The 26,323-nt window shown below is 64.5% G+C and carries 33 protein-coding genes and 1 tRNA gene; 21 read left to right on the forward strand and 13 right to left on the reverse strand.

Annotated elements, in window-relative coordinates:
- Positions 1–2: 2 nt before the first annotated feature.
- On the reverse strand, positions 3–518 hold the full coding sequence (locus Q8S60_RS17075; protein WP_370867317.1) for an NUDIX domain-containing protein: 516 nt from the start codon (positions 516–518) through the stop codon (positions 3–5).
- A gap of 62 nt (positions 519–580) precedes the next feature.
- On the opposite strand from Q8S60_RS17075, the gene Q8S60_RS17080 reads away from it, so the two are divergent.
- The 5 genes from Q8S60_RS17080 (at position 581) to Q8S60_RS17100 (ending at position 4,033) form a co-directional block, all read left to right on the forward strand.
- Positions 581–1,372, forward strand: coding sequence for a hypothetical protein (locus tag Q8S60_RS17080; protein WP_305668744.1), 792 nt, complete (start codon positions 581–583; stop codon positions 1,370–1,372).
- A gap of 49 nt (positions 1,373–1,421) precedes the next feature.
- Positions 1,422–2,294, forward strand: coding sequence for a class I SAM-dependent methyltransferase (locus Q8S60_RS17085; protein ID WP_305278722.1), 873 nt, complete (start codon positions 1,422–1,424; stop codon positions 2,292–2,294).
- Between the two features lie 175 nt (positions 2,295–2,469).
- Complete coding sequence (locus Q8S60_RS17090; RefSeq protein ID WP_305278721.1) at positions 2,470–2,967, forward strand: response regulator; 498 nt, start codon at positions 2,470–2,472, stop codon at positions 2,965–2,967.
- A gap of 11 nt (positions 2,968–2,978) precedes the next feature.
- Entirely contained in the window at positions 2,979–3,524 is a 546-nt protein-coding gene (locus Q8S60_RS17095; RefSeq protein ID WP_305278720.1) for a hypothetical protein, read from the forward strand.
- Entirely contained in the window at positions 3,521–4,033 is a 513-nt protein-coding gene (locus Q8S60_RS17100; protein ID WP_305278719.1) for a response regulator, read from the forward strand. Before Q8S60_RS17095 ends, Q8S60_RS17100 begins: the two co-directional genes overlap by 4 nt.
- Before the next feature lie 2 nt (positions 4,034–4,035).
- Here Q8S60_RS17100 and Q8S60_RS17105 read toward each other — a convergent pair whose 3' ends face one another.
- A complete protein-coding gene (locus Q8S60_RS17105; RefSeq protein WP_305278718.1) occupies positions 4,036–4,848 on the reverse strand; it encodes an alpha/beta fold hydrolase in 813 nt (270 codons plus the stop codon).
- Between the two features lie 211 nt (positions 4,849–5,059).
- On the opposite strand from Q8S60_RS17105, the gene Q8S60_RS17110 reads away from it, so the two are divergent.
- Entirely contained in the window at positions 5,060–6,193 is a 1,134-nt protein-coding gene (locus Q8S60_RS17110) for a ferritin-like domain-containing protein (RefSeq protein ID WP_305278717.1), read from the forward strand.
- A gap of 61 nt (positions 6,194–6,254) precedes the next feature.
- Here Q8S60_RS17110 and Q8S60_RS17115 read toward each other — a convergent pair whose 3' ends face one another.
- The 3 genes from Q8S60_RS17115 to Q8S60_RS17125 all read right to left on the reverse strand — a co-directional run bounded on the left by Q8S60_RS17115 (position 6,255) and on the right by Q8S60_RS17125 (position 7,396).
- A complete protein-coding gene (locus tag Q8S60_RS17115; RefSeq protein WP_305278716.1) occupies positions 6,255–6,464 on the reverse strand; it encodes a hypothetical protein in 210 nt (69 codons plus the stop codon).
- Between the two features lie 11 nt (positions 6,465–6,475).
- Complete coding sequence (locus Q8S60_RS17120) at positions 6,476–6,679, reverse strand: hypothetical protein (protein ID WP_305278715.1); 204 nt, start codon at positions 6,677–6,679, stop codon at positions 6,476–6,478.
- Between the two features lie 90 nt (positions 6,680–6,769).
- Complete coding sequence (locus Q8S60_RS17125; protein WP_305278714.1) at positions 6,770–7,396, reverse strand: TetR/AcrR family transcriptional regulator; 627 nt, start codon at positions 7,394–7,396, stop codon at positions 6,770–6,772.
- A gap of 91 nt (positions 7,397–7,487) precedes the next feature.
- Between Q8S60_RS17125 and Q8S60_RS17130 the strand changes: the two genes are divergently transcribed.
- The 12 genes from Q8S60_RS17130 (at position 7,488) to egtD (ending at position 18,961) form a co-directional block, all read left to right on the forward strand.
- The gene (locus Q8S60_RS17130; protein WP_305278713.1) at positions 7,488–8,132 is read left to right on the forward strand and encodes a hypothetical protein; all 645 of its coding nucleotides are present in this window, start codon (positions 7,488–7,490) and stop codon (positions 8,130–8,132) included.
- A gap of 89 nt (positions 8,133–8,221) precedes the next feature.
- Complete coding sequence (locus Q8S60_RS17135) at positions 8,222–9,106, forward strand: serine protease (protein WP_305278712.1); 885 nt, start codon at positions 8,222–8,224, stop codon at positions 9,104–9,106.
- A 132-nt stretch (positions 9,107–9,238) separates the two neighbouring features.
- Complete coding sequence (locus tag Q8S60_RS17140) at positions 9,239–10,849, forward strand: acyl-CoA synthetase (protein WP_305278711.1); 1,611 nt, start codon at positions 9,239–9,241, stop codon at positions 10,847–10,849.
- A gap of 212 nt (positions 10,850–11,061) precedes the next feature.
- Positions 11,062–12,255: an acyl-CoA dehydrogenase family protein gene (locus Q8S60_RS17145; protein WP_305278710.1), complete on the forward strand. Its 1,194-nt coding sequence runs from the start codon at positions 11,062–11,064 to the stop codon at positions 12,253–12,255.
- Positions 12,256–12,336: 81 nt separating this feature from the next.
- A complete protein-coding gene (locus Q8S60_RS17150) occupies positions 12,337–13,476 on the forward strand; it encodes an acyl-CoA dehydrogenase family protein (protein WP_305278709.1) in 1,140 nt (379 codons plus the stop codon).
- 67 nt (positions 13,477–13,543) lie between these two features.
- Entirely contained in the window at positions 13,544–14,221 is a 678-nt protein-coding gene (locus Q8S60_RS17155) for a DUF1007 family protein (protein ID WP_305278708.1), read from the forward strand.
- A complete protein-coding gene (locus Q8S60_RS17160) occupies positions 14,218–15,243 on the forward strand; it encodes a nickel/cobalt transporter (RefSeq protein ID WP_305278707.1) in 1,026 nt (341 codons plus the stop codon). Before Q8S60_RS17155 ends, Q8S60_RS17160 begins: the two co-directional genes overlap by 4 nt.
- A gap of 99 nt (positions 15,244–15,342) precedes the next feature.
- Positions 15,343–15,582 carry an AMP nucleosidase gene (locus tag Q8S60_RS17165; protein ID WP_305278706.1) on the forward strand — a complete coding sequence of 80 codons (240 nt, stop codon included), beginning with the start codon at positions 15,343–15,345 and terminating at the stop codon, positions 15,580–15,582.
- A gap of 26 nt (positions 15,583–15,608) precedes the next feature.
- Entirely contained in the window at positions 15,609–16,055 is a 447-nt protein-coding gene (locus tag Q8S60_RS17170; protein WP_305278705.1) for a hypothetical protein, read from the forward strand.
- A 238-nt stretch (positions 16,056–16,293) separates the two neighbouring features.
- Positions 16,294–16,497 (forward strand): cold-shock protein, encoded by a 204-nt coding sequence (locus Q8S60_RS17175; protein WP_305278704.1) that lies wholly within the window; start codon positions 16,294–16,296, stop codon positions 16,495–16,497.
- 194 nt (positions 16,498–16,691) lie between these two features.
- On the forward strand, positions 16,692–17,984 hold the full coding sequence (egtB, locus tag Q8S60_RS17180) for an ergothioneine biosynthesis protein EgtB (RefSeq protein WP_305278703.1): 1,293 nt from the start codon (positions 16,692–16,694) through the stop codon (positions 17,982–17,984).
- On the forward strand, positions 17,981–18,961 hold the full coding sequence (egtD, locus tag Q8S60_RS17185) for an L-histidine N(alpha)-methyltransferase (RefSeq protein WP_305278702.1): 981 nt from the start codon (positions 17,981–17,983) through the stop codon (positions 18,959–18,961). The genes egtB and egtD overlap by 4 nt, the downstream gene beginning before the upstream one ends.
- Before the next feature lie 36 nt (positions 18,962–18,997).
- On the opposite strand, the gene Q8S60_RS17190 is transcribed toward egtD, so the two are convergent.
- Complete coding sequence (locus tag Q8S60_RS17190; protein WP_305278701.1) at positions 18,998–19,138, reverse strand: hypothetical protein; 141 nt, start codon at positions 19,136–19,138, stop codon at positions 18,998–19,000.
- Positions 19,139–19,282: 144 nt separating this feature from the next.
- Between Q8S60_RS17190 and Q8S60_RS17195 the strand changes: the two genes are divergently transcribed.
- Positions 19,283–19,906 carry a glutathione S-transferase family protein gene (locus tag Q8S60_RS17195; RefSeq protein WP_305278700.1) on the forward strand — a complete coding sequence of 208 codons (624 nt, stop codon included), beginning with the start codon at positions 19,283–19,285 and terminating at the stop codon, positions 19,904–19,906.
- 6 nt (positions 19,907–19,912) lie between these two features.
- On the opposite strand, the gene Q8S60_RS17200 is transcribed toward Q8S60_RS17195, so the two are convergent.
- Complete coding sequence (locus tag Q8S60_RS17200; RefSeq protein ID WP_305278699.1) at positions 19,913–20,521, reverse strand: exopolysaccharide biosynthesis protein; 609 nt, start codon at positions 20,519–20,521, stop codon at positions 19,913–19,915.
- Between the two features lie 61 nt (positions 20,522–20,582).
- Positions 20,583–21,290, reverse strand: a complete 708-nt coding sequence (locus tag Q8S60_RS17205) for a hypothetical protein (RefSeq protein ID WP_305278698.1) — start codon at positions 21,288–21,290, stop codon at positions 20,583–20,585.
- A 91-nt stretch (positions 21,291–21,381) separates the two neighbouring features.
- Between Q8S60_RS17205 and Q8S60_RS18985 the strand changes: the two genes are divergently transcribed.
- Both Q8S60_RS18985 and Q8S60_RS17220 read left to right on the forward strand, forming a co-directional pair.
- Positions 21,382–21,891 carry a SlyX family protein gene (locus Q8S60_RS18985; protein ID WP_370867316.1) on the forward strand — a complete coding sequence of 170 codons (510 nt, stop codon included), beginning with the start codon at positions 21,382–21,384 and terminating at the stop codon, positions 21,889–21,891.
- A gap of 11 nt (positions 21,892–21,902) precedes the next feature.
- Complete coding sequence (locus tag Q8S60_RS17220) at positions 21,903–22,562, forward strand: pseudouridine synthase (RefSeq protein WP_305278697.1); 660 nt, start codon at positions 21,903–21,905, stop codon at positions 22,560–22,562.
- Here the strand turns inward: Q8S60_RS17220 and Q8S60_RS17225 are convergent.
- From Q8S60_RS17225 to mnmA, 5 genes are all read right to left on the reverse strand, one after another.
- Positions 22,559–22,801: a hypothetical protein gene (locus Q8S60_RS17225; protein WP_305278696.1), complete on the reverse strand. Its 243-nt coding sequence runs from the start codon at positions 22,799–22,801 to the stop codon at positions 22,559–22,561. The genes Q8S60_RS17220 and Q8S60_RS17225 overlap by 4 nt on opposite strands.
- Before the next feature lie 177 nt (positions 22,802–22,978).
- Positions 22,979–23,599, reverse strand: coding sequence for a hypothetical protein (locus tag Q8S60_RS17230; protein ID WP_305278695.1), 621 nt, complete (start codon positions 23,597–23,599; stop codon positions 22,979–22,981).
- Positions 23,600–23,715: 116 nt separating this feature from the next.
- Positions 23,716–23,792: transfer RNA gene (locus Q8S60_RS17235), tRNA-Met, on the reverse strand.
- Positions 23,793–23,938: 146 nt separating this feature from the next.
- On the reverse strand, positions 23,939–24,616 hold the full coding sequence (locus Q8S60_RS17240) for a class I SAM-dependent methyltransferase (protein ID WP_305278625.1): 678 nt from the start codon (positions 24,614–24,616) through the stop codon (positions 23,939–23,941).
- A 94-nt stretch (positions 24,617–24,710) separates the two neighbouring features.
- Positions 24,711–25,925 carry a tRNA 2-thiouridine(34) synthase MnmA gene (gene mnmA, locus Q8S60_RS17245; RefSeq protein WP_305278624.1) on the reverse strand — a complete coding sequence of 405 codons (1,215 nt, stop codon included), beginning with the start codon at positions 25,923–25,925 and terminating at the stop codon, positions 24,711–24,713.
- Positions 25,926–26,323: the final 398 nt, after the last annotated feature.

Consider the following 26,323-nt stretch of genomic DNA (forward strand, 5'->3'; position numbering starts at 1 on the left):
CCTCACCACAAGTCAGGCGCGTTGAGCCCCTCGGTAACTTCGAGAATCCGTGCCCGCGTGGAAGCGGATGTGCCTTCAGGCAATGCGCCGGCGGCAAAGAAGCCGCTTTCGGCGATTTCCGGCGACCGGCGCGGCACGCGCTCGTAGGTGCCATACGCGACGACATAAAGCGCGACGTGATCCGATTTGAATTCCCGGAAATTGGCGTAGAGGCCCGCCAGCCTGACTTCTCCTCTCAGGATCACGCCCACCTCCTCGTCGAGCTCGCGGCGGAGCGAGGTGAGCATGGTTTCGCCGCGCTCCACCCCGCCGCCCGGCAGATACCAGCCCGGAATATAGGTATGGCGAATGAGAAGAACGCGGCCTTCTGCGTCGAAAACCATGCCCCTCACGCCGGCCGTCAGCGGCCGTCTCAACCGCCAGTAGAGGCGGAGGAGCGGACGGACGGTCATCCAGAGAAGGGCGCGCGGGTGAGGCATCGGCGCGAGCTTACCGTACCCGCCTTTAGATGTCGTCAACCCTCCCCCTTTAGTCTCGGGCGCGACGGCGCCGGGCGCGCCGGGGTTTGGACAATCGGGTAATGGGCATTCTGTCGCGACTGAGGGGCAAGGCGAAACTGGAGCCGCCGCCCGCCGAGGAAACGCCGTCGGTGACGCCGGCGGCGCTTCAGCGCGCGCTGCGCGCCACGGCCCAGGCCTCCGGTTCCCTCACGGCCGCCGAACTCGGCCAGCGGATCGCAACCGCGCTCAGCACGATAGAGACCTCGGTGCTGGCAATCGATGCGGTCACGGAGCGGCTGCGCGAAGCGGCGGACCTCGTGGCGGATGCCGGCCGGAACGACGATGTCGGCCGCCGCGCGCTTCTCGCGGGCCGCTACGACGACCTCCGCTCCGAAATCGACGCCATCGTCGGATCGGCGTCGCACAACCGCATCAACCTCATCTCCGGCCGCCGCATCGGCGGCCAGCATATGACATTCGACATCGCGCTCGACGATGACGGTCGCTCGGGTATCGCGATCCAGGTCGTAAACCTCACGACCGGCGAAGGCGGCCTTGCGCTCTCGCCGCCCCGCGAGGCTTTCGCGGACGATGCCGAAATCGCCGCCATCTCCGGCGAGATCGAGACCGCGCGGACAAGGGCCGCCGCCGTCAGCGAGCGTTTCGCCGACCATGCGGCGCTGATCTCCGACCGGCTCTCGCGGCTCCGCGACATGGCCGGGCCGCGCCCCATCGACAGCCACCTTCCCACCGGCGCCGACGCCATGGATATCCCCGAGGCCGGCGAATACGAACTCGGCATGGCCGAAGTCGAGGACAAGCTCCGCGCGCTGGCCGACCGCCTCAACAGCCGGACCGGCGGCGAAAGCTGAACCCTTTCGCGGGATGTGCTAAACAAGGCGCCCCATCAGGAGGTGCCCTATGTCCACGCCCGTTTCCCAACAGACCATCGCCTCGACCGGCCCCAATGCCGAACAGATCGACTACTGGAACGGCGATGCCGGCGGCAAATGGGCCCGCAACCAGGACCGGCTCGACGCGATGCTGCAGCCTTTCTCGGACGCGGTGCTGAAGCTCGCGGCCGCAAGGCCGGGCGAGCGCGTCCTCGATATCGGCTGCGGCTGCGGCGCCACGACATTCGAACTCGCGGCGCAAACCGGAAATGCGCTCGGCGTCGATATATCGGCGCCCATGATCGCCCGCGCGCGGGAACGCGCAGCGGCGATGAAGAGCGCCGCCGGCTTCATGCTGGCCGACGCCGCCACGCATGCCTTCGAGCCCGGCTCGTTCGACCTTCTCGCCTCGCGCTTCGGCATCATGTTTTTCGCGGATCCCGTCGCGGCCTTCGCGCATCTGCGCAAGGCGCTCGCACCCGGCGGCCGCACGGCCTTCGTCTGCTGGCGTCCCCTGAAGGAGAACCCGTGGTTCGCCGTGCCGCTCTTCGCCGCTCTCGCCCACGTTCCCGCGCCGGAGCCGGCCGTGCCCGGCGCTCCCGGCCCGTTCGCCTTCGACGACCCGGACCGCTTTCGCCGTATCCTGACGGAAGCGGGCTACAGCTCCATCGGCATCGAGCCTCACGATGCCCTTCTGTCGATGGGACGGGACGATGACCCCGTGGAAGCGGCGCTCCGCCAGTCGCTCGAAATCGGCCCGCTCTCGCGGCTCATGGCCGATCTCGGCGACGAACATCGTGCCCGAGCCGCCGATGCTGTGCGCGAGGCGCTCGCCCGCCACGTTAAGGATGGCCAGGTGATGCTTGGCGGCGCGGTGTGGCTCGTTACAGCGCAGGCTTGAGCGGAAAATTCGGCATTTCAGGTAGAAATCGGAGTTGGCGGACTTCCCCCGCGCTTCCGTTTTCTTAAGACCTCGCCGTTAAGGTTGACGCACGCAAAGCTCCGTCTCCGGACGGGGCGGGCACGGAGCATTCCGTGCCGCGTGTGTTTCGGGGCGTGGTTCGGGGGAAGACGGTATGAGCCGTTCTGTATTCAATTCATTGAGCGTTCTCGTTGTCGACGACAGCGCCTATATGCGTCACCTGCTGATGACGCTTCTGCAGGCGCTCGGCGTGCCGGAAGTGCATGTCGCGGTCGACGGCGACGAGGCATGGGAAATATTTCGCCACCACGAGCCGGACCTCGTCATCACCGACGCCGCCATGATGCCGGTCGACGGCTTCGACCTCGCCAAGCGGCTTCGCAGCCTCAATGGCCGCGCCCTCGGCACCGTGCCGATCATCATGATTTCGGGACATACCGACATGGCCTCCGTCGAGCGGGCGCGCGACATCGGCATCACCGAATTCCTCTCCAAGCCGATTTCCGCCCGCGGCCTCTATGAGCGGCTGATCCAGGTGGTCGACCGGCCGCGCCAGTTCGTCGAAACCCCGACCTATCGCGGTCCCGACAGGCGCCGCCGCGACCGTCCCTTCGACGGCGCGGATCGCCGCGGCCCGGTCGAACTCATATAGGGAGCGCCGCCATGATCGAGCGCAGAAGCACTTCCAGACTGGCGGGGGCCGCCGACGAGAACATTTCGCCGCCGGATGTCCGCTTCGTCCGGGTACCCTCGATTGCCGAACGCAAGCTCGGCGCCGACTACGTGGCGCCCATGCGGCTCGACCCGCGCGTTCTCGACCAGATGCAGGCCACGATCAAGAGCCTCGAAAGCCGCTACGCCGAAGCGCTCAAGGCGCAGGCCGCCATGCTCCGGGTTCTCGTCGAACCGGCCTGCAAGGGCGACGCGGAGGCGCGCGGCCGCATCTACTCCATCGTTCACGATATGCGCGGTCTCGCCGGCACGTTCGGCCATCCGATGCTGGGCCGCTTCGCGGACTCGCTCTGCGGATATCTCGAGCAAAGCGAGATCGTCGAGTGGAAAGAAGGCGCCGTCATCCGCTTTCACATCGACGCCATCTACGACGCGCTTGAAAACCCGGCCGCCGACCCGACCATCACGATGGAAACGCTCAACGCGCTCGAACGCCTCGTGACGACTGCCGCGAGAAGTCGGAGGCGGATCGGATGAGCGGCGCGCCGACAGGGGCCGACGCGGAATTATTCCGTAAGCTGAAGGTGCTCGTCGTCGACGACAGTGCCGAAATGCGGCGGCTGCTGAAGGCACTGCTCGAATCCATGCATGTCGGCGAAATCATCGAAGCGCGCGACGGCGCGAAAGGCCTCGACGCCTTCGCCGCGCACCGCCCCGACATCATCGTCACCGACGGCGCCATGCAGCCGATGGACGGCTACGAGATGACGCGCCGGATACGCGCCGCCACCGCCGGCGAAAGCGCCAATCCCGACGTCCCGATCCTGATGATTTCCGGCCATGTCGGGCGCGAGAATGTCGTCCATGCCCGCGACCAGGGCGTCACCGACTATCTGCCCAAGCCGCTCTCGGCGTCGGTCCTTTATGAAGCGATCGTCGCCGCGGTCTCGAAGCCGATCCATTTCGTCGAGAAGGCCGGTTATCGCGGGCCTTCGCCGAAGCGAACGCTGGAAGCCCGCCGGCCGGACGCCGATCCGCTGTCCTGACCTCAGGTCACGTCGGCGAGGAACCGGCTCAGCAGCGCGTTGATCTCGTCCGGCGCCTGCCAGAACGGCATATGCCCCTGCCCCTTCAGGATATGAACCTTGCCGTCCCACAGGTTGCGGTAGGCGACGCTCGCGAGAAACGCATTGTTGACGAAGGGCTCCAGCTCGCCAGAAACGACGGCAAGCGGCAGCGGCGACGTTTCCGCAATCTTCCGCCCGTCGAGATCGAGCCCCGCCGCCACCGATTGCAGCATCAGCGGACGGAAGCGGCCGTCCGCGCGGCTGCAGCTCGCAACCATCCACGGTTCGGGCGCCACGTCCGCGCCGATGGTCTCGGCCGCGTAGATCGTCGCTTCCTCCGCCGTGAACGCATCCTTGAACGTCAGGTTCATGTGCTCGCCCGGCAGGAACGCCTCGCCCATGTCGGCGCCCCCGGCGGGCGGCGTGCCCGTGATCCAGGCGGCGGCGGTGCCGGGCCAGCGGGCCATCATCTCCAGCGCCGCATGGCCGCCCAGCGACCAACCGACGACAACGGCCCTTTCGATGCCGAGCGCGTCGAGAAGCGCCATCGACGCATCGGCGAAGCCGTGAATGGAGTAGGTCTTTTCCGGCTCCGGCGCGTTCGTGCTCTCGCCATGCCCCGGCAGGTCGAACGCGATGCAGCGATAGCCGCGGCCGATCCCGCTCTCGAGTTGCCGCCCGAATATTTCCTTGCACGACGAATTGCCGTGAATGAACAGAACGGCCGGCCCTTCGCCCCCGCTCTCCACATAGCTCAGCGTGCCATGAGCCGTTTCGGCGCTGCCTTTTTTCATTTCGCCCCCGGATTTTGGCCGGTTTTCGGCCGTTCTTGCCGCCTGTATGACCCTGCTACCCGCTAAAAATGACAGCGGCGTCATTATTTTTTGCAACCATTAACCCCTGCCCCTATATTGATATTCAGGAAGCCGGAGCCGGGAGGGCTTGTCCCTTCCTTGTCCGGGCACGGGAGAGCCAAGGGCATTCTGCACAAGGGTAGGAGGAACGATGACGAAGATCACGACCAATATTACGGTGGACGCGGCTTATGAAGCCGTAGCCCCCGACGATTTCCCCGCAATGATGGAAGTGGACCGCTACGGCAAGCGCTCGACCGCCTTCGACAAGATCATCTCGGCGACCCACGATCATTTCTGGGACCCGATGGACAAGAAGTACATCGACTTCTCCGTGCCCTTCGACATGGAAAACGAATACCTGATCGACCCCGAGCAGAACACCGACCTCAAGACCGCCGTCAAGGACAAGCTCGACGAAAAGCAGAAGATCAAGCTCGTCAATCTCGACGTGCAGTGGGGCCTCTCCTCCATCCTTCACGGCGAAGCAGGCGCGCTGGCCTTGTCCGCGAGCCTCTGCCACATCCTCAAAGATCCGGGCGCGCAGGAATACGCCGCCAACCAGACGCGCGAGGAAGCCCGCCACGTCGCCGGCTTCTCCAACTACATCAAGGCCCGCTGGGGCAAGCCCGTGCCCGTCGGCCCGGCGCTCGGCAACGTGCTGACCGAACTCGTCAACACGCCGCTCGTCTGGAAGAAGCTCGTCGGCATGCAGATGCTGGTCGAAGGCCTTGCGATGGGCGCTTTCGCCTCATTCTACAAGTGGGGCCGCGATCCGCTGATGGTGAAGCTGATGCAGCTCACCATGACGGACGAAGCCTTCCATCACAAGTTCGGCAAGATCTGGGCGGACCGCACCATTCCGAACCTGAAGGCGGAAGAGCGCGACGCGATCGAGGACTGGGCCTGGGAAGTTTTCCAGATCCTGCTCTTCAACCTCGGAAGCCCTGAGCAGAAGAAGCACATCTATGCCGCGGTCGGCCTCGACTGGGAATGGGTGCAGGGCGCGTTCATGGAAGCGCTGACGGACGTGCATATCCGCGAAAGCATGCAGGAATCCTCCAACATCTTCCGTGTGCTTATCAAAACGCTCCTGAAAGCCGGCATCATCACGGGCCGCACGGCGCCGAACTACGCCGCCTTCATCGACATGAAGGAACTCTACGGCGAGAGCGACCGCATGATCGGCGACGACATCGCGGAAGAAGGCATCAAATACCTTCTCCAGCTCAACGGTCAGGGCAACCGCTCCTACTCGCTCGACAAGATGTCCGCCGCCGAATAACGGCAGCGCAATCGAAACGAAAGGGCGGCCTTGCGGGCCGCCCTTTTTGTTTTTCCACCCATCATTCGATGGGGCCGCCGGGTGCCGTTCCCGGATCCGGCGCCGGTCCCGGTTCGCAGGTGTCGCAGCCCGGAAGTTCGATCGGAACGGGTCCGCAATCGGCGGGGTCGCAAGGTAGCGGAACCGGCGTCTCATCCTCGGCCAGGGCCGGAACCGGCGCCACTATGAGCAGGCCCGCCAGAATGGCGGCCGCCGGTATGCCAAACTTCATTTTCATCTCCCTCACTCACCCGTGGACGGAGTATCGAAGCCTTGACCCGACAGGTCCTTGGCATCCTCGTCGCTCGGCGCAACGACGGCTTCCTGCGAACTCTCCTCAATCTGCTCGAGTTGTTCCTCGGCATCTTCTTCGGCACTCACGGTCACAGGCACAAACGCAAGAATGAAGAACGCGGCGACGGCCGCGATACCGATCCGGTATGTCATCTGAGTTCCTCCCTGCATGCGGCGGAGGGCGAATGCCCGCCTCCACGGGTGACGCTGCGCTCACGGAGAAGGCGCGTCAAGCCGCCGCGCTCATGCGGGTTGGGCGGCCGCCGTCTCCGGGCTGCGGCGCATGAGCCCGGCGATAAGCCGATCGAGGCCGAGCGCATATCCGGCACGCGCATCCTGAGGATTTTCGGCACTGGCTATCCCCAACGCGGCCTGTTGCAGGGCACCCGACAGCAACTCGTTCACCGGCCGCATCTCGTCCGCGGCGATGAACCCTTCGTCGACGAGATGTTGCAGCGCATGATCGAGAAACAGCGTGCTGAGCGGCGCCTGAAGCGCCTTCCAGTCCGCGAGCCCCAGTACGGCAGGCCCCTCGATCAGGAACAATCGCCTGACCTCGGGATCGGTATAGATGCCGAGCAGCACCTGACACCCGACCTGAAGATCGTCGCGGTCATGCGCGATGCGCGCCATTGTCTCCTCGAACAGCCGCTGTCCGATTTCCGGCAGCATCTGCTCCAGCAGGGCGCGAAAGAGATCGCGCTTGTCGGCAAACTGGTGGTAGAGCGCCCCCCGCGTGACCCCTGCTTCCCGCACGATGTCTTCGGTACCCGTATCCGCATATCCCCGGTCGGCAAACAGCCGGCGCGCGGCAGCGAGCAGCTTGTCGCGGTTTTTCGAGGGGCGTTTGGCCTGGGACGTACGGGTCATATCCTCATTCATACAGCTTGTATGAAACACGATTTCGAATTATACAGGCTGCATATCATACAGCTTGTATGAAAAATTCGGGAGCGAAACGATGACCGATGGCACTCTGCAACACCCGTCCATGCCTCGTGCCGGCGGGCGGCGGATACCGTGGTGGCTCTTCGGGTCCGTTCTGGCCGTCGTCGGCGCCATCGTGGCGGCAAGCATCGCCGTCTATGGCCCCGGCGAGGACGGTCTGCTGCACATCACGCGCTACACGGCCCGCTTTGCGTTTCTGATCTTCATCACCGTCTTCGCGAGCGCCGCGCTGGCGCAGCTCTTCCCCTCTCCGCTCACGCGCTGGCTCAAGCGCAACCGGCGCTACATGGGCCTCTCCTTCGCACTCGCCCACTTCCTGCATCTCGGCGCCATCGTCGCTTACCACCGCGCCATCGGCGAGATGCCGGGCGTCGTAACGATTGTCGGCGGCGGCGGCGCCTATCTCTTCATCGCGCTCCTGGCGCTGACCTCCAACGACTGGTCGGTCCGCAAGCTCGGGCCGAAGACCTGGCGGCGCCTCCACCTCACCGGCATCTCCTATGTCTGGCTGATCTTCATGAACTCCTATGTCGGCCGCCTGATGAGCGAGACGCCGCCCGAACCGAAACCGATCTTCGCCGTGACGGCCGGTCTCGGGTTTCTCGCTCTCGGCCTGCGCATCGCCGCGTGGCTGAAACGGCGCAAAGCCGCCGCCTGACCGGATCACGACCTCTTGTTCGTTGGCGCAGCGTCGCCCGTGCTATTCTGGTCGGATCATCGGCTTGATTGCTTCCGAGGTTTCCCGGAATGCACGGCACGAAAGCGACAACGGGCTATCGGGCTTCTGCGGCAGGGCTCTTTCTGCTGACGTTGATGCTTGTCGGCCCGGCCCACGCGAACATCTTCGGCCATGACGACCGGCGCGACATCCTTCCCGGGGACGGGTTGAGCGGCGTCGGCACCATCGTCTGCGAGGGCACGACGCGCCGCCCCACGGCATCGCTCGTGACCCTGCCCGGCGGCTCCCCCTCGCCCTATTACGATGTCATCGCAACCGTCGCCCACGCCTTCATCGGCTCCAACGGACAACTTCTCCGGCAATGCGAATTCTGGCCGCAGGCCGATGCCGCCCTCGCCGCGAAAATCGTCTTCCTGGAAACGGGCACGCTCTCGCCTTACGGCAACTGGCACAACGACTGGGCGGTCGCCATTCTGGAGCGCCGCCTGCCGGAGAATTTCTCGCGCCTCCTGCCCCGCGTCGTGGACGAAGCCGAGGCTTACGAACTGAGAACGCGCAAGGCGCGCTTCCTGCTCGCCGGCCACAATGGCGAACGCGGCCCGCTGCAGGTGTCGGAAAATTGCGGCCCCGTGCCGAAGCTCGGTTCGCACCTGAACCGCTTCGACCCCCGCGTCTTCAATCACGATTGCGACATGATGCCGGGCTGGTCGGGCGGCCCGCTCATCCTTCGGGAAGGCGGCGCGAGCTACCTCGTGGCGGTGAACTCGACCGAGGTGAACGCCATCACGCATATCTCCGGCCGCCCCTATAATGGCCGCATGAACCCCAATACCGCCGTCCGCCTCGACGGCCGGTTCCTGGCAACGGTGGAGAACCTGCTGCGCGCCGGCGCGCCCGGCACCGTAAAATGCCTCGTAGTGAGCATGGACGAGACCCCCGCCCTCCCCTGCTGACGCAGGGAAAGCGGCGTCCGCCCGGTTGCGGGTGACCGGCCGGAGATTCCCTGTATATTGTCGCCAAAAGAATGGCCCCAGCCGCCGGAGAAGCGGAGGGGCAAGTAAATTTTGCTTTCTGGGAGGAAAGAAATGCCTTGGAATTTCGGGGACATCCTCGACGCCATTTCACCTGTCTTGCCGCAGGACGCGCCCGCCTTCGTTCACGGCGATCGTCGCATCACCTGGGGCGAAACGACGAAGCGCAGCAACAATCTCGCCCGCGCGCTCATCGAACGCGGCGCGAAGCCGGGCGACAAGCTCGCCTTCTACATGCGCAACCGGCCCGAATACACGGAGCTCCTCGCCGCCGCCTACAAGGCGCGTCTCACGCATGTGAACGTCAATTACCGCTACAAGCCCGACGAAGTCTTCTACATCTTCGACAACTCGGATGCGCAGACCGTCGTCTACGGCACCGAGTTCCGCGACATCATCGAGGAAATCCGCCCGCGCCTGACGAAGGTGCAGACCTTCGTCGAAGTGAATGACGGCGGCGACATCGCGCCTTTCGCCGAACGCTACGAAACGCTGGCGGCATCGGGCAGCGGCGAACAACTCGACATCAAGCGCTCGCCCGACGATCTCCTCTTCATCTACACGGGCGGCACCACCGGCATGCCGAAAGGCGTGATGTGGCGCCACGACGATCTGCGCGAGGTGCAGCTTTCGGCATTGCGCCGCCTCGGCCCCGTGCCGGAGTCGCTGGATGCGCTCGTCGCCTCCATCAAGGAAGTCGGTCCCGCCGGCCCCATGATCCCCGCCTGCCCGCTCATGCACGGCACCGGCCTTCTCACCGCGAACGGCAACATGCTCTCGGGCGGCTGCGTCGTCACCCTCGACAATCAGTCGCTCGACCCGCACGAGCTTTGGGCTGCGGTCGACCGCAACAAGGTCCAGCAGGTCGCGATCGTCGGCGACGCCTTCGCCAAGCCCATGCTCCGCGCGCTCGAGGAAGCACCGGGCAAATACGACCTCTCCAGCATCGTCACCATCATCTCGTCGGGCGTCATGTGGTCGACCGAGGTGAAGCGCGGCCTGCTGAAATACATGCCGAACGCGATCATGACCGACAGCTTCGGCGCGTCGGAAGCCGTCGGCCTCGGTTCGTCGCTGATGACGAAGGACGGTGAGATCGCCACCGCGAAATTCCAGATCGGCGAACGCTGCAAGGTCTTCGACGAGAACGACGAACCCGTCGAGCCCGGCTCCGGCATCCCGGGCTTCATCGCCCTCGGCGCGCCGATCCCGGTCGGTTACTACAAGGACCCGGAAAAGAGCGCCCGCACCTTCAAGACCGTGCGCGGCGAGCGTTATGCGATCCCCGGCGACTGGTGCACCGTCGAAACCGACGGCACGCTGACGCTGCTCGGCCGCGGTTCGGCCTGCATCAACACGGCCGGCGAAAAGGTCTATCCGGAAGAAGTCGAGGAAGTGCTGAAGCGGCACCCCTCGATCGAGGACGCGCTCGTCGTCGGCCTGCCCGACGAGAAATGGGGACAGGCCGTTACCGGCGTCGTCAAGCTCAGCAACGGCGCCGCCTTCGACGAGGACGCCCTGCGCGCCCATGTGCGCGCGGCGCTTGCCGGCTACAAGACGCCGAAGCGCATCCTGATCGGCACGGTCCCCTTCCGCGCTCCGAACGGCAAGGCCGACTACAAGACGGTCACCGAATTCGCAAAGCGCGAACTGGGCGCCGCCTGACGCTTCCGCGAAAGACAGGGTTAAAAAGAGGCCGGTCCATGACCGGCCTCTTTGCTTCCAGGCCGCCGGCTGCCCGAAACGGGACGGAAAAGCATCTGCCTGAGCCCTCACCCGAAAGACCGCCTTGTCTACCCCTCCGATGCCGGTTGCCTGGCCGGAGGCTGTTGATATTGTGTCAGCCACAAGCAACTGACTTCGGAAAGAGAAAAGACATGGAAGCGCTGGAAAAATTCCGCGAGGAGACAAGGGCATGGCTTGAAGAGAATTGCCCGGCCTCCATGCGGACTCCGATGCCCGAGGAGGAAACGCCCTGGGGCGGCCGCAATGCGAAGTGGCCCAATCCGGATTCGAAAGTCTGGCTCGACCGCATGGCCTCGCGCGGCTGGACCGCTCCTACCTGGCCGAAGGAATATGGCGGCGGCGGCCTGAGCAAGGAGGAAAACCTCGTCCTTCATCAGGAAATGCGGCGCATCAAGGCGCGCGCGCCGCTGTCGAGCTTCGGCATCTGGATGCTCGGGCCGGCCCTTCTCGAATTCGCGAACGAAGAGCAGAAGAAAGAACATCTGCCGAAAATCGTGCGCGGCGAAATCCGCTGGTGCCAGGGCTATTCCGAGCCGGGCGCGGGCTCGGACCTCGCCGGCCTGCAAACCAAATGCGAGGACAAGGGCGACCACTACCTCGTCAACGGCCAGAAGATCTGGACCTCCTATGCCGACAAGGCCGACTGGATTTTCTGCCTCGTCCGCACCGACCCGACGAAGAAGCATGACGGCATCAGCTTCCTGCTTTTCGACATGATGTCGCCCGGCGTCGAGGCGCGGCCCATTTCCATGATCTCGGGCGCCTCCCCCTTCTGCGAAACCTTCTTCACCGATGTGAAGGTGCCGAAGAAGAATCTCGTCGGCGAGTTGAACAAGGGCTGGACCATCGCGAAGCGCCTGCTGCAGCACGAGCGCGAAATGATCTCCGGCATGGGCCTCGGCGGCGCCGGTTCGGGCGCCGGTCTCGGCGGTCTGGAACAGGTCGCCAAGGAATATTACGGCGAGGCGAACGGCCGTATCGCCAGCCCGTCGCTGCGCGACCACATCACGCGTCAGAAGATGGACGGCAAGGCTTTCGCGCTGACGCTCCAGCGTTCGGCGGAAGAAGCCAAGGCGGGACAAGGCCCCGGCGCCGCGACATCGATCTTCAAATATTACGGCACGGAGCTGAACAAGCGCCGCTTTGAACTTCTCCTCGAAGTGATGGGCACCAAGGCGCTCGGCTGGGAGGGCGAAGGCTTCAGCGAGGACGAAATCGCCGTCACGCGCTCATGGCTTCGCTCCAAGGGCAACTCGATTGAAGGCGGCACGAGCGAAGTTCAGCTCAACGTCGTCTCGAAGCGGGTGCTCGGTCTTCCCGACTGACGCCGCCTTGCATGAAATCCGGGCATGCCGCCGGCATGCTCTTCGCTTTTTATATAGAAACAGCAAACAATCCGGGATGAGATGGCACTTGTACTGACTGAGGAGCAGCAGCTTCTCCGCGACACGGCAACGCAGTTCTTTCAGGAGCGGCTGCCGATCGCCAACCTTCGCAAACTGCGCGACACGCAGGACCAGACAGGCTTCGACCGCGCGGCATGGAAGGAAATGTCCGATCTCGGCTTCGCCGGAATCATGATTTCCGAAAAATACGGCGGCACCGATTTCGGTCCCGTCGGCCTCGGCCTCGTGCTCGAACAGGCGGGCCGCACGCTCGCCGCGACCCCGCTGGTCTCCACCGTGCTGCTTTGCGGCTCCGCCGTCCAGCTCGCGGGCAACGCGACGCAGCGGCAGGACATCCTCTCCGCCATCGCGGCGGGCGACCGCGTGATGGCACTCGCGCTCGAGGAAGGCCCGCACCACAACCCGACCCGCATCGCGACAAAGGCCGTCGCGGAGGGCTCTTCCTATCGCATCACCGGCGCCAAGACCTTCGTGCTCGACGGCCACGTCGCCGACCAGCTCGTCGTCGTGGCGCGGACGAGCGGCGGCGACAACGACCGCTCCGGCATCACGCTCTTCCTGGTCGATCCGAAATCCGAAGGTGTCAAGGTCACGCGCACCCGCATGGTCGATAGCCGCAACGCCGCCAACATCGAATTCCGCAATGTTGCGGTGCCGGGCACGGCCGTGCTCGGCTCGGTCGATGGCGGCAACGACGTCCTCGAAGAGGTGCTCGACATCGCGCGGATCGGCCTCGCCGCCGAAATGCTCGGTCTCACGCAGGAAGTCTTCGACACCACGCTCGCCTACCTCAAGGAACGCAAGCAGTTCGGCAAGGTGATCGGCTCCTTCCAGGCGCTGCAGCACCGCATGGCGACACTCTTCGCCGAAATCGAACTGTGCCGCTCCGTCGTCCTCGACGCGCTTTCCGCGCTCGAGGGACGCCGCAACGACGTGCCCCAGGTCGCAAGCCTCGCGAAATCGCGTCTCTCGGACATCGCGACCCTGATGACCAACGAGGGCTTGCAGATGCATGGCGGCATGGGCATGACCGATCAGTTCGACGTCGGCCTCTTCATGAAGCGTGCCCGCGTCGCGGCGGCAAGCTTCGGCGACGGCAACTTCCATCGCGACCGCTACGCAACACTCGAAGGCTACTGAAGGCGTGGGCGGCCGGGCAATTCCCCGGCCGCCCATCCGCCGTCGCAAACCGGAACAAAGGCAGCAGATGACAGGCAAGTACCTTCCGGGTTTCACAGCGCTCGTCGCGCTGGCCTTGGCCGCTGTCTTTTCAGCCGTCCCCTTGTCTTCCGCCTCCGCGCATCCGCATGTCTGGATCGACATGACGACGGCCCTGCAATTCGACGACAAGGGCCGTGTCGCCGCCATAGAGATCAGCTGGACCTTCGACGAGTTCTATTCCGCCTTCGCCGTCGAGGATGCGCAGAAGAAAAACGGCACCTATGACGAGGCGCTGCTCGCCGGATTGACCTCGGTGAACCTCGAAAATCTTGCCGAATACAATTACTTCCTCGAAGTGATCGCGGATGGCGCCCCGGTGAAGACCGGCGAGGCGCGCGACGGAAAATCGACATGGGACGACACGGCCGGGCGGCTGACCCTCGCCTTCACCGTGCCGCTCGCGGAGCCGCGTCTCGCAACTGCCGCGTCGCCCGTGAAATTCCGCGTCTACGATCCCTCCTATTACATTTCGATCGACTACGTGAAGGACGACCCGATCCGTCTCACCGGCGGGCCGCATGACGGCTGCACCCTGACGACCGAGGTTCCGAACGCCGAGAACGTCTGGACTTCGTTGCCCGAAACCGCCTTCACGAGCGCAACGTCGCAGCTTGGCGCCTATTTCGCGACCACGGCCTCGCTGACATGCGCGCCGCGAACATGATGCGCCGGCGAGCCGCATTGCTGATCCTGTTGACGCTTGGCGCGCTCGCGGCCATGCAGGAACCGGCGCTCGCGCAAAGCCCCTTCGCCGTCCCCGGTCAGGAAGCGGCGCCCGCCGCGCCCGAGCCCGGCCTCTTCTCCGGCATGACGCGCTACATCATGGCGATGCAGCAGGAATATTACCGCGCCATGGCGGGTGCCCTGCGCGCGGTCAACCTTCAGCAGTCGATGGCGGCGGTCTGGGGCCTCGTCTCGATTTCGTTTCTCTATGGCGTTTTTCATGCGGCGGGGCCGGGCCACGGCAAGATCGTCGTGACCTCCTACATCCTCGCCGACGAGCGCGAGGTGAAGCGCGGCATCCTGATCGCTTTTCTCTCCGCCTTCGCACAGGCGGTAACGGCAATCCTCGCGGTCGGCATTCTCGCTATTCTCATCGGGCTCACCCATCGCGCCACGGCGGATGCGGTTCCGCTGATCGAGCGGGCAAGCTTCGCGCTCATTGCGGGCGTGGGCGCATGGCTGCTCTGGCAGGCCTTCCGGAACGAACCCGCCGGCCACGGCCATCACGGTCACGAGCACGGCCATGATCATGACCATCACCATGACCACCCCGGCCACGATGACCATGACCACGACCATGCCCATATCCCGACACCGGCGGAAATCCGCGCCGCTGGAAACAGGGGCATCCGCGGCATGGCCGCCATGATCCTGTCGGTCGGCTTGCGGCCCTGCACGGGCGCTGTCCTCGTGCTCCTCTTTTCGGTCACGCAGGGTGCGTTTCTTGTCGGCGTCATGTCGGCGGTGGTCATGTCGGTCGGCACCGCCATCACCGTTTCGGTGCTGGCGCTCCTCACCGTCTTCTCGAAGCGGCTCGCGCTTCGGGTGGCGGGCGGCGTGGACAGTCCCTGGGCCATACGCCTGGAACGCGGCCTGAAGATCGCGGGCGGCGCCGTGATCCTGCTGTTCGGCCTGGTGCTTCTTGTGGGCTCCTTCACCCTGCCGCCGCAGCCCTTGCTTTAGGCAGGGCGCCTATCGACAAGCCCCTGCCCCCGCCCCATACTGCCCCGCAACCGCCGGGGATTCCCGGCATTCAGTCGAATAAACGAGCTAGAGAGACCGATGGCCGAAGAGACCAGCACAAGCGACCTGCCCGAGCGCATCACCGTTCTTGCGCGCGACTTCACGCCCGCCGCAATGGAATTCCATCGCCGGAACATGAGCGAGAAGGGCTATCGCATGGAAGGCCAGATCGTGCAGCGCAAGTTCCAGATGATCGAAGGCATGGGCGCACCGAAGGATCTGTTCGAGGGCGAACTTTTCTACGCCGTGACCTTCGTCCGCAAGAACATCGAGAAGTAGGCGCCGTCCGGCGCGGGAGCGAAACGATGACAGCGCACCGCGACGGGCTGCACCCCGACCGGGAGCGGAACGAGCCCGCGGTTACACGCTGGGTCTTGCTGCGCGACGTCACCGTCTTCCAGGGCAAGCTGGTCCTCGACAGCGTGAAGGACATCTTGCTGAGCCCGGTCTCGCTCGGCGCGGCGGTCATCTCCCTTTTCAATCGCGAAGGCGAAACCGGCCGGCAGTTTTACGACACGCTGCACGCCGCGCGCCGCGTCGAGGACTGGATCAACAAATATGGCGACGCCGATCGCGTCGCCCCGCCCGACTTCGCCGTGAAGCGTGACGGCGAAAGTATCGACGGCATGGTGAACCGGCTCGAAGAACTGGTGAAGCGCCAATACGAGCGCGGCGGCCTGACCGCAAGTGCGAAAGACGCCATCGATCGCGCCCTCGACGCCGTCCATGAAAAGCTGCGGGGACGCGGCTGAGACACGCGGATTTCCTGAGGATTTCGATCTGAATCGCGGGTCGTCTCTGGACAAACCGTCAGACAAATGGATTGACTCATCCCGGCATATCCTGTTGTCTTGGCCCGCAATCTATATTTTTTGGCCTGCCTTGGCTGCTTCGCCCTCAGGGCCTTTCAAGACTCCAAAAACAGGTTGTGCACGCCGCGCGATGGGCGCGCGGTCAATCACGCATGCAAGTGCGTCAGGAGACTTAGAAATGGCTACAGGTGTTGTGAAGTGGTTCAACACGCAGAAGGGCTACGGCTTCATTCAGCCGTCCGATGGCGGTCGCGATGTGTTCGTGCATATCAGCGCCGTTGAGCGCGCCGGGATGAGCACGCTGAACGAAGGCCAGAAGATCAATTACGAACTCGTGACGGAAAAAGGCAAGACCTCGGCGGCCAATCTCTCCGTCGCGTAAGTTCTTCCAAGCCGACAATATTTCGATGGCCGGGCCTCACGCCCGGCCATTTTTCTTTGCCCGGTGATTGTTCGTGAAGGATGGATGGCACTCTCGTCCGGGGCCGATTGGCCCCTTCAAAGTTGTGATGTGGAACCCTACATGGTTGCATGAGTTATGAGTTGAATGGGCGAAGAAGATGGCGAGGCACCTTCATGGCGGAATTCACCACTCGCGCGAGCGGCGATCCGCGCAATGAAGCACCGTCTCGCAACGGAACGGGAAGTCCGGCCGAACTGAAGGAACGCTACATCGCCATCCGCGCCGCGACCGAAGCGCTGGCCGCCCCGCTCACCCCCGAAGATCAAACCATCCAGTCGATGCCCGAAGCGAGCCCCACGAAGTGGCATCGCGCGCACACGACATGGTTCTTCGAGACATTCCTCCTGCGCCCCTTCGTGGAGACCTACCGGGTTTTCGACGAGAGCTACAATTACCTCTTCAATTCCTATTACGAGGCGGTCGGCGAACGGCATCCGCGGCCCGCGCGCGGCATGATCACGCGACCGGGCGCAACCGCGATCGGCGCCTATCGCGCGCATGTCGACGAGGCCATGTCGCGCTTCCTCGACGATTGCCCGGACGAGGCCGCCTTCCTCGTCGAGCTTGGCCTCAATCACGAGCAGCAGCACCAGGAATTGCTGCTGACCGACATCAAGCACGCCTTCTCCCTGACCCCCCTCCATCCGGTCTACATCCCCTCCGAACGAAACGCCGCCGCGAACGACGCCGCCCCCGGACAGCGCTGGCACGGCATCGCCGCCGGCATCCACGCCATCGGCCACGACGGCGGCGGCTTCGCCTTCGACAATGAAGGCCCCGCCCACACCGTCTTCCTGCACGACGCGAAAATTGCCGGCCGTCCGGTCAGCGTCGGCGAGTATCTCGATTTCATCGCCGATGGCGGTTACAGTCGGCCCGATCACTGGCTCTCGGATGGATGGGACGCCGTCCGGCGGAACGGCTGGGAAGCCCCTGCCTATTGGGAACGGGAGGGCGCCGTCTGGATGACCTACACGCTGCACGGACGCCGTCCCGTGCGCGAGGACGAGCCGGTCGCGCATGTCAGCTTCTACGAGGCCGCCGCCTACGCCGCCTGGGCCGGCAAACGCCTTCCCACGGAAGCGGAATGGGAAGTCGCCGCGCGCGCCCATGCGCCTGAAAACGGCCAGACGCCCGCGCTCAATCCCCATCCCCGCCCGCTGGTGCCCGGCTTCTCGCAGGACGTCTGGGAATGGACCGGCAGCGCCTATCTGCCCTATCCCGGCTTCCGGGCGGCGAAGGGCGCGGTCGGCGAATACAACGGCAAGTTCATGGTCAACCAGATGGTCCTGCGCGGCCGTTCCTGCGCGACGCCGCCCGGCCATGAACGCCTCACCTACAGAAACTTTTTCGGGCCCGCCGCACGCTGGCAATTCAGCGGGTTCCGTCTGGCGGAGGACGCATGAGCAAGAGCAGCGAAACACGGCTGGAGGAACTCCAGGATCTGGAACCGTCTGTTGCGGAGTTTCGCGCGAGCGTCGTCGAGGGTCTCTCGGCGCCGCAAAAGACACTGCCCTGCAAGTTCCTGTACGACCGCCGCGGCTCGCAGATCTTCGACGACATCTGCGACCTGCCGGAATATTACCCGACCCGCACCGAGCGCCGCATTCTGGAGCGGCACGCGCGCGACATCGCCGCTCTTGTCGGCCCGGAAGCGCGGCTCGTCGAATTCGGCTCGGGCGCGGGCATGAAGATCCGCCTGCTCCTGAAGGCGCTCGACCGCCCGGCCGCCTACCTGCCGGTCGACATCTCGCGCGAACACCTGATCGCGGCCAATACCGATCTGGCCCGCACCTTCCCCGATCTCTGCATCGCGCCCGTCTGCGCGGATTACACCGCCCCCTTTGCGCTGCCCGACCTGCCCGGCATCGCGCACAAGGCGACCGCCGGCTTTTTCCCGGGCTCCACCATCGGCAATTTCACGCGCGACGAAGCCGTGAGCTTCCTCGCCGGCGCGCGCGATCTGCTGGGGCGCGGCGCGGTGATGATCGTCGGCGCCGACCTCGTCAAGGACACCGGCATTCTGCGGGCGGCCTATGACGATGCCGCCGGCGTCACGGCGGCCTTCAACCTCAACCTGCTGCGGCGCATAAACCGCGAACTCGGCGGTACCTTCCAACTCGCGCATTTCCGTCACGAGGCGCGCTGGAACGCCGCTCTCGAACGCATCGAAATGCATCTCGTCAGCCTGCGCGATCAGGAGGTGATGGTGGGGGGTCGCCGGTTCGGCTTCGACAAGGATGAAACCATCCATACCGAAAGCTCGCACAAATACCGGCTGGAGACTTTCCGGGTCCTCGCGGCCGAAGCGGGCTACGAACCTCTGGAAGTCTGGACGGACGACAAGCAGCTCTTCAGCGTGCACGCCCTGCGGACCCTGTAAGTCCGCCGGAGCGCGCACGCCGTCGAAAAGCTGGAATTACTTCTTGCCCTTGCCCGGCGCGCCGGACTTTGCAGTATCGGCGAACGGAGAAGCAGGCGCTGCGCCTGACTTCTTTTTGTTCTTGTCCGCCTTGGGCTTCTTCGCCTCGCGATTGCTCTTCTTCTGACCTTTGGCCACAATCGGCCTCCCGATGTAGCGCAGACCCTGTGCGCGAACTGCCGACGCCGGTATCGATGCGCGTGACGATCTCGATCATACGCTTCGGACTGCAACAAAGCTCCTCAATTTTTCTCCACTCTCCCCAAATGCAAAGGCGCCGCAATGATCACCGTCCACCATCTCAACAATTCCCGCTCGCAGCGCATTCTCTGGCTTCTGGAGGAGCTCGGTCTCGGCTACGGCATCGTCGGCTACGATCGCGACGCAACCACGAACCTCGCTCCCGACAGCCTGAAGGAGATACATCCGCTCGGCAAATCGCCGGTCGTCGCGGATGACGGCACCGTGATCGCGGAGTCGGGCGCCATCGTCGAATATCTGATCCGCAAATATGGCCGCGGCCTGATGCCAGCGGAAAGCTCGCCGGACTTCGTGCCCTATCTCCACTGGATGCACTACGCCGAAGGATCGGCCATGCTCCCCGTCATGCTGTCGCTCTACGTGATGCGTCTCGGCGATGCGGGCGCACCCCTCCACCCCCGCATCGAAAGCGAGACGAAGAACCATTTCGGCTACATCGAGAAAGCATTGGGAGAGCGCGACTTCTTCGTCGGCGGCAGCCTGACCGGCGCGGACATCCAGATGTCCTTCCCCCTCGAAGCCGCGAAGTCGCTCGGCCTGCTCGCGGGTTTCCCGAACCTCAACCGCTATCTCTCGGCCATTCACGACCGCCCCGCCTACAAGCGCGGCATCGAAAAGGGCGGCCGGTACGATCTCGGGAAATGACGGCCTCTATGCGGCCGCGTAGTTGATGCCGAAATAGATGGCGAAAACCATCGCGACGCCGATCGCAATCGCCGCGAGCGCAATCGCAATTCCGAGGCCCACGATCGCGCCGTCATGCTCGACAAGCCCCAGTCCCGTGACGAAGAGCGAGATGGCGGGAAGCCAGCCGGTGAGCGGAATGGGAAGGCACAGCACGATGCCCGTAACGAGCAGAAGCAGGCCGAGCGGCTGTTCCGCCTTCCCCTGAAAGACGCCGAGAAGACGAACCCGCGTGATCCGGGACAAAGGCCGCGCCAGCGGCAGCGCGCTCAGCGCTCCGGCGCGCCAGCGCTTGCGCGCAATGACCCGCTCGGTGATGAATGCCGGCAGCCACAGCGTTTTCATGCCGAACATCATCTGCGTGGCAAAGAAAAGGATCGGCAAGCCCAGCACCATGTTGGTCCCGGGCGGCAGGGGCAGCATGTTCATGAAACCGACAAGCATGAAACCCCAGCCGAAGCTGCGATCGCCAAGCGATTCCAGCACGTCGCCAAAGGAACTGCCGTCAGGCTTCTTCCGCGTGCCCACCTGGGCGAGACCGCGAAGCGCGCCGCTTCGTCTTTTCTTCATTGCCATGCCAATACTGCGCCGGACTGGCGGCATCTAACACTTTTTGAAGCGGCCCGTCACCGTGGCATTAGGCGCCTTGCGCCTGAACGGCGCCCCGCGCCGGCTCACGGTAAAGGTCCCAGAGAATGGCAAGCGAACGCCGGATGAAGAAGAAGGCGACAACGGCAAAACTGGCGATAAAGGACCTGTAGAGCAGAACGGCGCCCGAGAAAACCGGATTGGCCGGGTTGTTCCTGATCTCGCCCCATCCGAGGTCGAAAACCTCGGCTATATCCATGAAAGCCCCATGCGTGAATTGATCGAGCACGAAAACGGACAGAAGCCACGCATCGGGGTTCGACAGATACGCCCCGCCCTCCGCCACGAAGGCCGGCACATGCGGATCGAACCAGGAATACCAGGCCGCGCCGAAATAGAGACAGACGGAGGGAACGGCGAACCCGAAAACGACAAGCCCCGTGAAGCTCCCTGAGAGCTTTCTCCATTTCGCCGCCCGAAAATCCTCCACTTTCTTTCGCCGCGCTTCCACCTTGGCGGGATCCCCCGGCTTCGGCCCCGGAAAGCGGTGTTCGAAAGCGCTCCTCTTCAGGTCTTTCAGGTCCCGCATCATCCGGAAGGCCGCCCCGATCGACAGGCCCAGAAGGACCAGCCCGCCCAGCAGCACATAAATCTTGAAAGCCGTTTCCGAGCCCAGCTCCGCCAGCAGCGGCTCCAGGTGCCGCCGGACACCCAGATAAGCCTCGCCCACATATTTCAGGCTACTATGCCCGTTCATCCCCTGCCCCCCGACAAGTATCCCCGGCCCGATCATAGCCGGACAGGCGCGGGGCGCGGGAGAGAAAACGCAGCGACCGGACAGGAAGCCCATGCCGCCCCAAATCCCGAAGCCGTGGTATCTCTATATTCTGGAATGTGCCGGCGGACGGCTCTATACCGGCATCACCGTGAACGTGGAAAATCGCTTCAAGGCCCACACTTCCGGCAAGGGCGCCAAATTCACCCGCAGCTATCCGCCGGAGCGGCTGGTCCTCGTGCAGGATTTCGCGGACCGTGCCGCCGCATCGAGGGCGGAATACGCCATCAAGAAATTATCGCCGGCCGCAAAGCGAAATCTCATCCGCGCGGCCGCGACGTCTGGAAATGAAGATCGGCTCATGACAGGTAACAAGACGCCCGATGCCAGGATCGACGAACTCGAGATTCGCCTCGTCCATCAGGACAAGGTGATCGACGATTTGAACGAAGTGATCGCACGGCAATGGAAGGCCATCGACGAACTGAGCCGCAAGCTCGCCGCCCTGAGCGGACGCATGCAGGCGGTCGAGGAAAATTCGGATGCGCCCCCGCCGGTCGAACCGCCCCCGCCGCACTACTGACGCGAAACGCAATGTCCTCGCCCTTCCGTTACGAGCCCCCGATGGAGCCTCACCTCACGGTGCTGCATCGTGACGCCGACATTCTCGTGCTGGACAAGCAGAGCGGCCTGCTCTGCGTCGCGGGCAAGCCGGCCGAACACGGCGACTGTCTGGAGCGGCGCGCGCGTGACGCTTATCCCGACGCGCGCATCGTCCACCGTCTCGACCGCGACACCTCCGGCGTCATCGTGATGGCGATGAACCCGAAGGCGCACCGCCATCTCGGTCTCCAGTTCGAGCGGCGGAAAATCCGCAAGACCTATGTGGCGCGCGTCTGGGGAGATGTCGTGGGGGAAAGCGGCCGCGTGGACCTGCCCATCGCCTGCGACTGGCCCAACCGGCCGAAACAGATGGTGGACATGGAGGCGGGGCGGCCGGCTCAAACGGAGTGGGAAATTCTGGCGCGCGAGGAAACCACGACGCGCCTGCGTCTCTCGCCGCTCACCGGCCGCTCGCATCAATTGCGCGTCCACATGCTGAGCCTCGGCCATCCGATACTCGGCGACAACTTCTATGCAACGGGCGAAGCCTTCGCCGCGGCGGACCGCCTGCAGCTCCACGCCGAAACCCTGACCCTCCACCATCCGGCGGACGGCACCGTCCGCACCTACTCCGTGCCCTGCCCGTTCTAGCCGGAAACGGTGGTGCGGATCGTCGTCGTCGTGGAGTTGGAATTGCTGTTTGAATTGTAGTTGTAGTTGTAGTTCTCGTTGGAATTGAAGTTCAGGTTCTCGTTGAAATTGTAATTGCCGCCCCCGCTGTTGCAGGCATAGGCGGGCGTCGCGCTGGCGACGGCATAAAGAAACGTCGCTCCGGCAACGGCGGCGGCACCGCCGAGAGCAAGCCAGCGCCGGGAAAATTTGGTCATCATTCGTTTCATCCTGTGACACATCGGCCCGTTCCGGGGCGAAAACACGCCTCGTCGCGGGAAGTGGGACCTCACAGGCTTTGTACGAGCAGGAACCGTGCCGCCTGTCTCCAGGGGATGCGAGCGGGGTTCCCGCCCGCATCCCGGAGACAACTCCTCATCGAGATCGATGGCTCAAGATCAATGGCGGCCCTTGAGCATGTCGCCGCGCGCCTGTTCGGCCCGCGACGCGCCGATGGCCGTCTCGACATTCTTCACTTCTTCCGGCGGCGGCAGCACGGCGGGGAAGCCGAGCGCGTCGATCCACAATTCCCGGGTCCAGCCCGTCGTGTGGTAGAGGTGGTGGTCCTCGTCCTTCTCCACCGCCTCATAGGCTTCCTTCAGCACCTTGGCCGTCGGCCCGGATGTCTTCTCCGCGACAAGCCCGATCAGCTCCCAGTTCATGTGGTCCTTGGTTTCCGCGTGAACCACGCATTCGCCCGCCACAAGCTGGGCGGCGTCGGGATCGCCCGCGCTCTTCGCCATTTCCATCGCCTTGACGAGCGACGAACCGATATGCGCAACGACTTCGCGCCCCGGCGTCATCGCGGCCGGGTCGAGCCCCAGCGCCTCGAAAACGCCGAGCAGGATGCGGTGATGGTTCTTCGTCTCGCCGAGATACTCGGTCCATTCCTCCCGCAGGTCGTCGTTCACCGCGCACCCGATCGCGGTCTCGTAAACCTTGATCCCGCCCGCTTCCGTTTCGAGAGCCTGATACAGAAGTTCGTTCAGGTGGTTCGTGTCGGCTGCTTTCTTTCCCATGACCTCTCCCTTTACGCATTCATAAGGCCCGGCCCGTCGCCGCACCTGGAAGCCATGAAACGCGCCAACGCCCGGCGGGTGCCGCGGGAACTTTTTTATTTATCGGAAAGGGAAAGTGGTAGCGGAGGACGGATTCGAACCGCCGACACGCGGATTATGATTCCGCTGCTCTAACCAACTGAGCTACTCCGCCCCAGGGGCGAAAAGGCGGGGAATTGCGTGGGCCCCGCCCTTCGGGAGACCCGGATATAAGGGTCGGCGGGAAGCCCTGTCAAGCAAGAGGGCGGCCTCCCCGCAAATGGAGGCCGCCTCCTCGAATTTTCCGGGAATGCCGGCCTCTCAGACGGCGGCCGCGGCCTCCGGCGCGACGGCCGTCTCCGCCGCTTCCGGCTTGTGGAACCGCAGCATCGTGAAGAGGCTGAAGGGCTTCAGCTTGACCGTCTCGACGAGGTCGAGCGTCGTGATGTCGGTGATCGTCTCGACGCGGAAATCCGGGTGCCAGCCGAGCGCCCGGGCGGCGGGCGCCATGAAGCTCTCGACCCAGCCGCGAACGCCGTGATCCTGCGCGAAGTGATTGACGATCACCACCTCGCCGCCCGGCGCGCAGACGCGCTCGAGTTCCCTCAGCACCTGCACGGGGTCCGGCACCACGGTCATCACATACATCGCGACGACGGTGTCGAACGACGCATCCTCGAAGCGGAGTTCGGAGGCGTCCATCTCGTAGATGCCGGCAATATTCGTCAGCTTGCGTTCGCGCACGCGCTGGCGCGCGATCCGCAGCATGTCCGGCGAGAGATCGATGCCGGTCACGGTGAGATGCGGCGCGTATCGCGGCAGCGCGACGCCCGTTCCGACGCCGACCTCGAGCAGCGTACCGCTGCGCTGGTTGATGATGTCGATGGCGCGCTTGCGTCCCGCATCCGCCACGGGACCGAAGGAGAAATCGTAAACAGGAGCCCAGCGCGCATACGCCTTGATGACTGACTGTTCGTCTATCCGGGCTATCCCGTTCAAAGCCGCTCACCCCGCGAATGATACCCAGCCAATGTGCGGCTTTCGCCCGCGCACGGCAACACTATATCGGGCCCGATTGAGGCCAAATTGCGATTCACGGAGAAACGGCCTCCGCCGGCGCGGCCGCCGCCTCCACCTGCCACAGGCTCTCCGCCCGGGCGATCCAGCCGCCGCCGAGAACGCGCCCGCCATCCGCCGCCTCGTAGAAGACGCAAGCCTGGCCGGGGGCGACCCCCTCCTCGCCTTCCAGCAGTTCGACCGTCGCGCCCTCGCCGTCGCGACGAAGCCGGGCGGGAACGGGCGCGCGGGTGGAGCGGACCTTGGCGAGCACCGCCACGCCCTCTTCCGGCACCGCCTCGAACGGACCGTCGCCGAGCCAGTTGATGTCGCGCAGCGTCAGCTTGCGGGTTTCGAGTGCATTCTTCGGGCCGACAATGACCCGGTGCCGCGCCGGATCGAGCTTCACCACGAAAAGCGGTTCGCTCTCCGGTCCGCTCGCGCCGATGCCGAGGCCGCGCCGCTGGCCGATCGTGAAATTGATGATGCCGTCGTGACGGCCGAGCACGCGCCCGTCGAGATGCACCACGTCGCCGGGCTCCGACGCGCCGGGGCGGAGCTTCTGCACGATCGTCGTGTAGCGTCCCGACGGTACGAAGCAGATGTCCTGGCTGTCCGGCTTGTCGGCGATGTCGAGCCCCATCCGCGCGGCGAGAGCGCGCGCTTCCGGCTTCGTCAGTTCGCCCAGCGGAAAGCGCAGGAAGTCGAGCTGCTCGCGCGTCGTGGTGAAGAGGAAATAGCTCTGGTCGCGGTCGAGGTCGCGCGGGCGGTGGAGTTCGCGGCCCGTGACGCCCTTCCGGCTCGCAATATAATGTCCCGTCGCCAGCGCCGCCGCGCCGAGGTCGCGCGCCGTGTCGAGGAGATCGCGGAACTTCACGCGCTCGTTGCATCGCACGCAGGGGATCGGCGTTTCGCCGGCCGCGTAGGAATCCGCGAAATCGTCCATCACCTCACGGCGGAACCGCTCTTCATAGTCGAGCACGTAATGCGGGATGCCGATCCGCTCCGCCACCCGGCGCGCATCGTGGATATCCTGCCCCGCGCAGCAGGCCCCCTTGCGCGACACCGCGGCGCCGTGATCGTAGAGCTGCATGGTGATGCCGACGACGTCGTAGCCCTGCTCCTTGAGCAGCGCCGCCGTGACCGAACTGTCGACCCCGCCCGACATGGCGACGACCACCCGCGTCTCTTCCGGGCGGCCCGGAAGATCGAGGCTGTTGAGGCCGGTCGTTTCGTCGAAAGCGTCGGGCATGATCCTCGTGCCGGCTGACAGGGGCCGGCATCCATATGACATATTTATGACAGTACGGTGACAGTCGGGGGAGCCACACGCCCCATATGGCCCGGCAAATTCTGCCGATCCGGCAGCGAATATCGGGCGAGGCGCCCGCCCCGTCAAGACCAACCCAATGAATTTATTGAGATTTTCCGGACGCGCCTCATGGCCCGGCGCTTGCTTCCTTTGGGCGAGCCCTCTTTCCGACCAGGTGACGATATGGATTTGACTTCCCCGGCCCCCCAACGCGCTAAAGCCCCGGAATCCCTCACGATTCAGCCCGGTTCCATACGCACGCCCGCAACCGGCGCCGCCAGCGAGTTCGCCCGCCATCTCGCCGAAAACAACCAAACAGACAGCCCCCGCCGTCGCGA

This window comes from Parvibaculum sp., assembly GCF_030694575.1.
In the GTDB taxonomy this organism is placed as follows: domain Bacteria; phylum Pseudomonadota; class Alphaproteobacteria; order Parvibaculales; family Parvibaculaceae; genus Parvibaculum.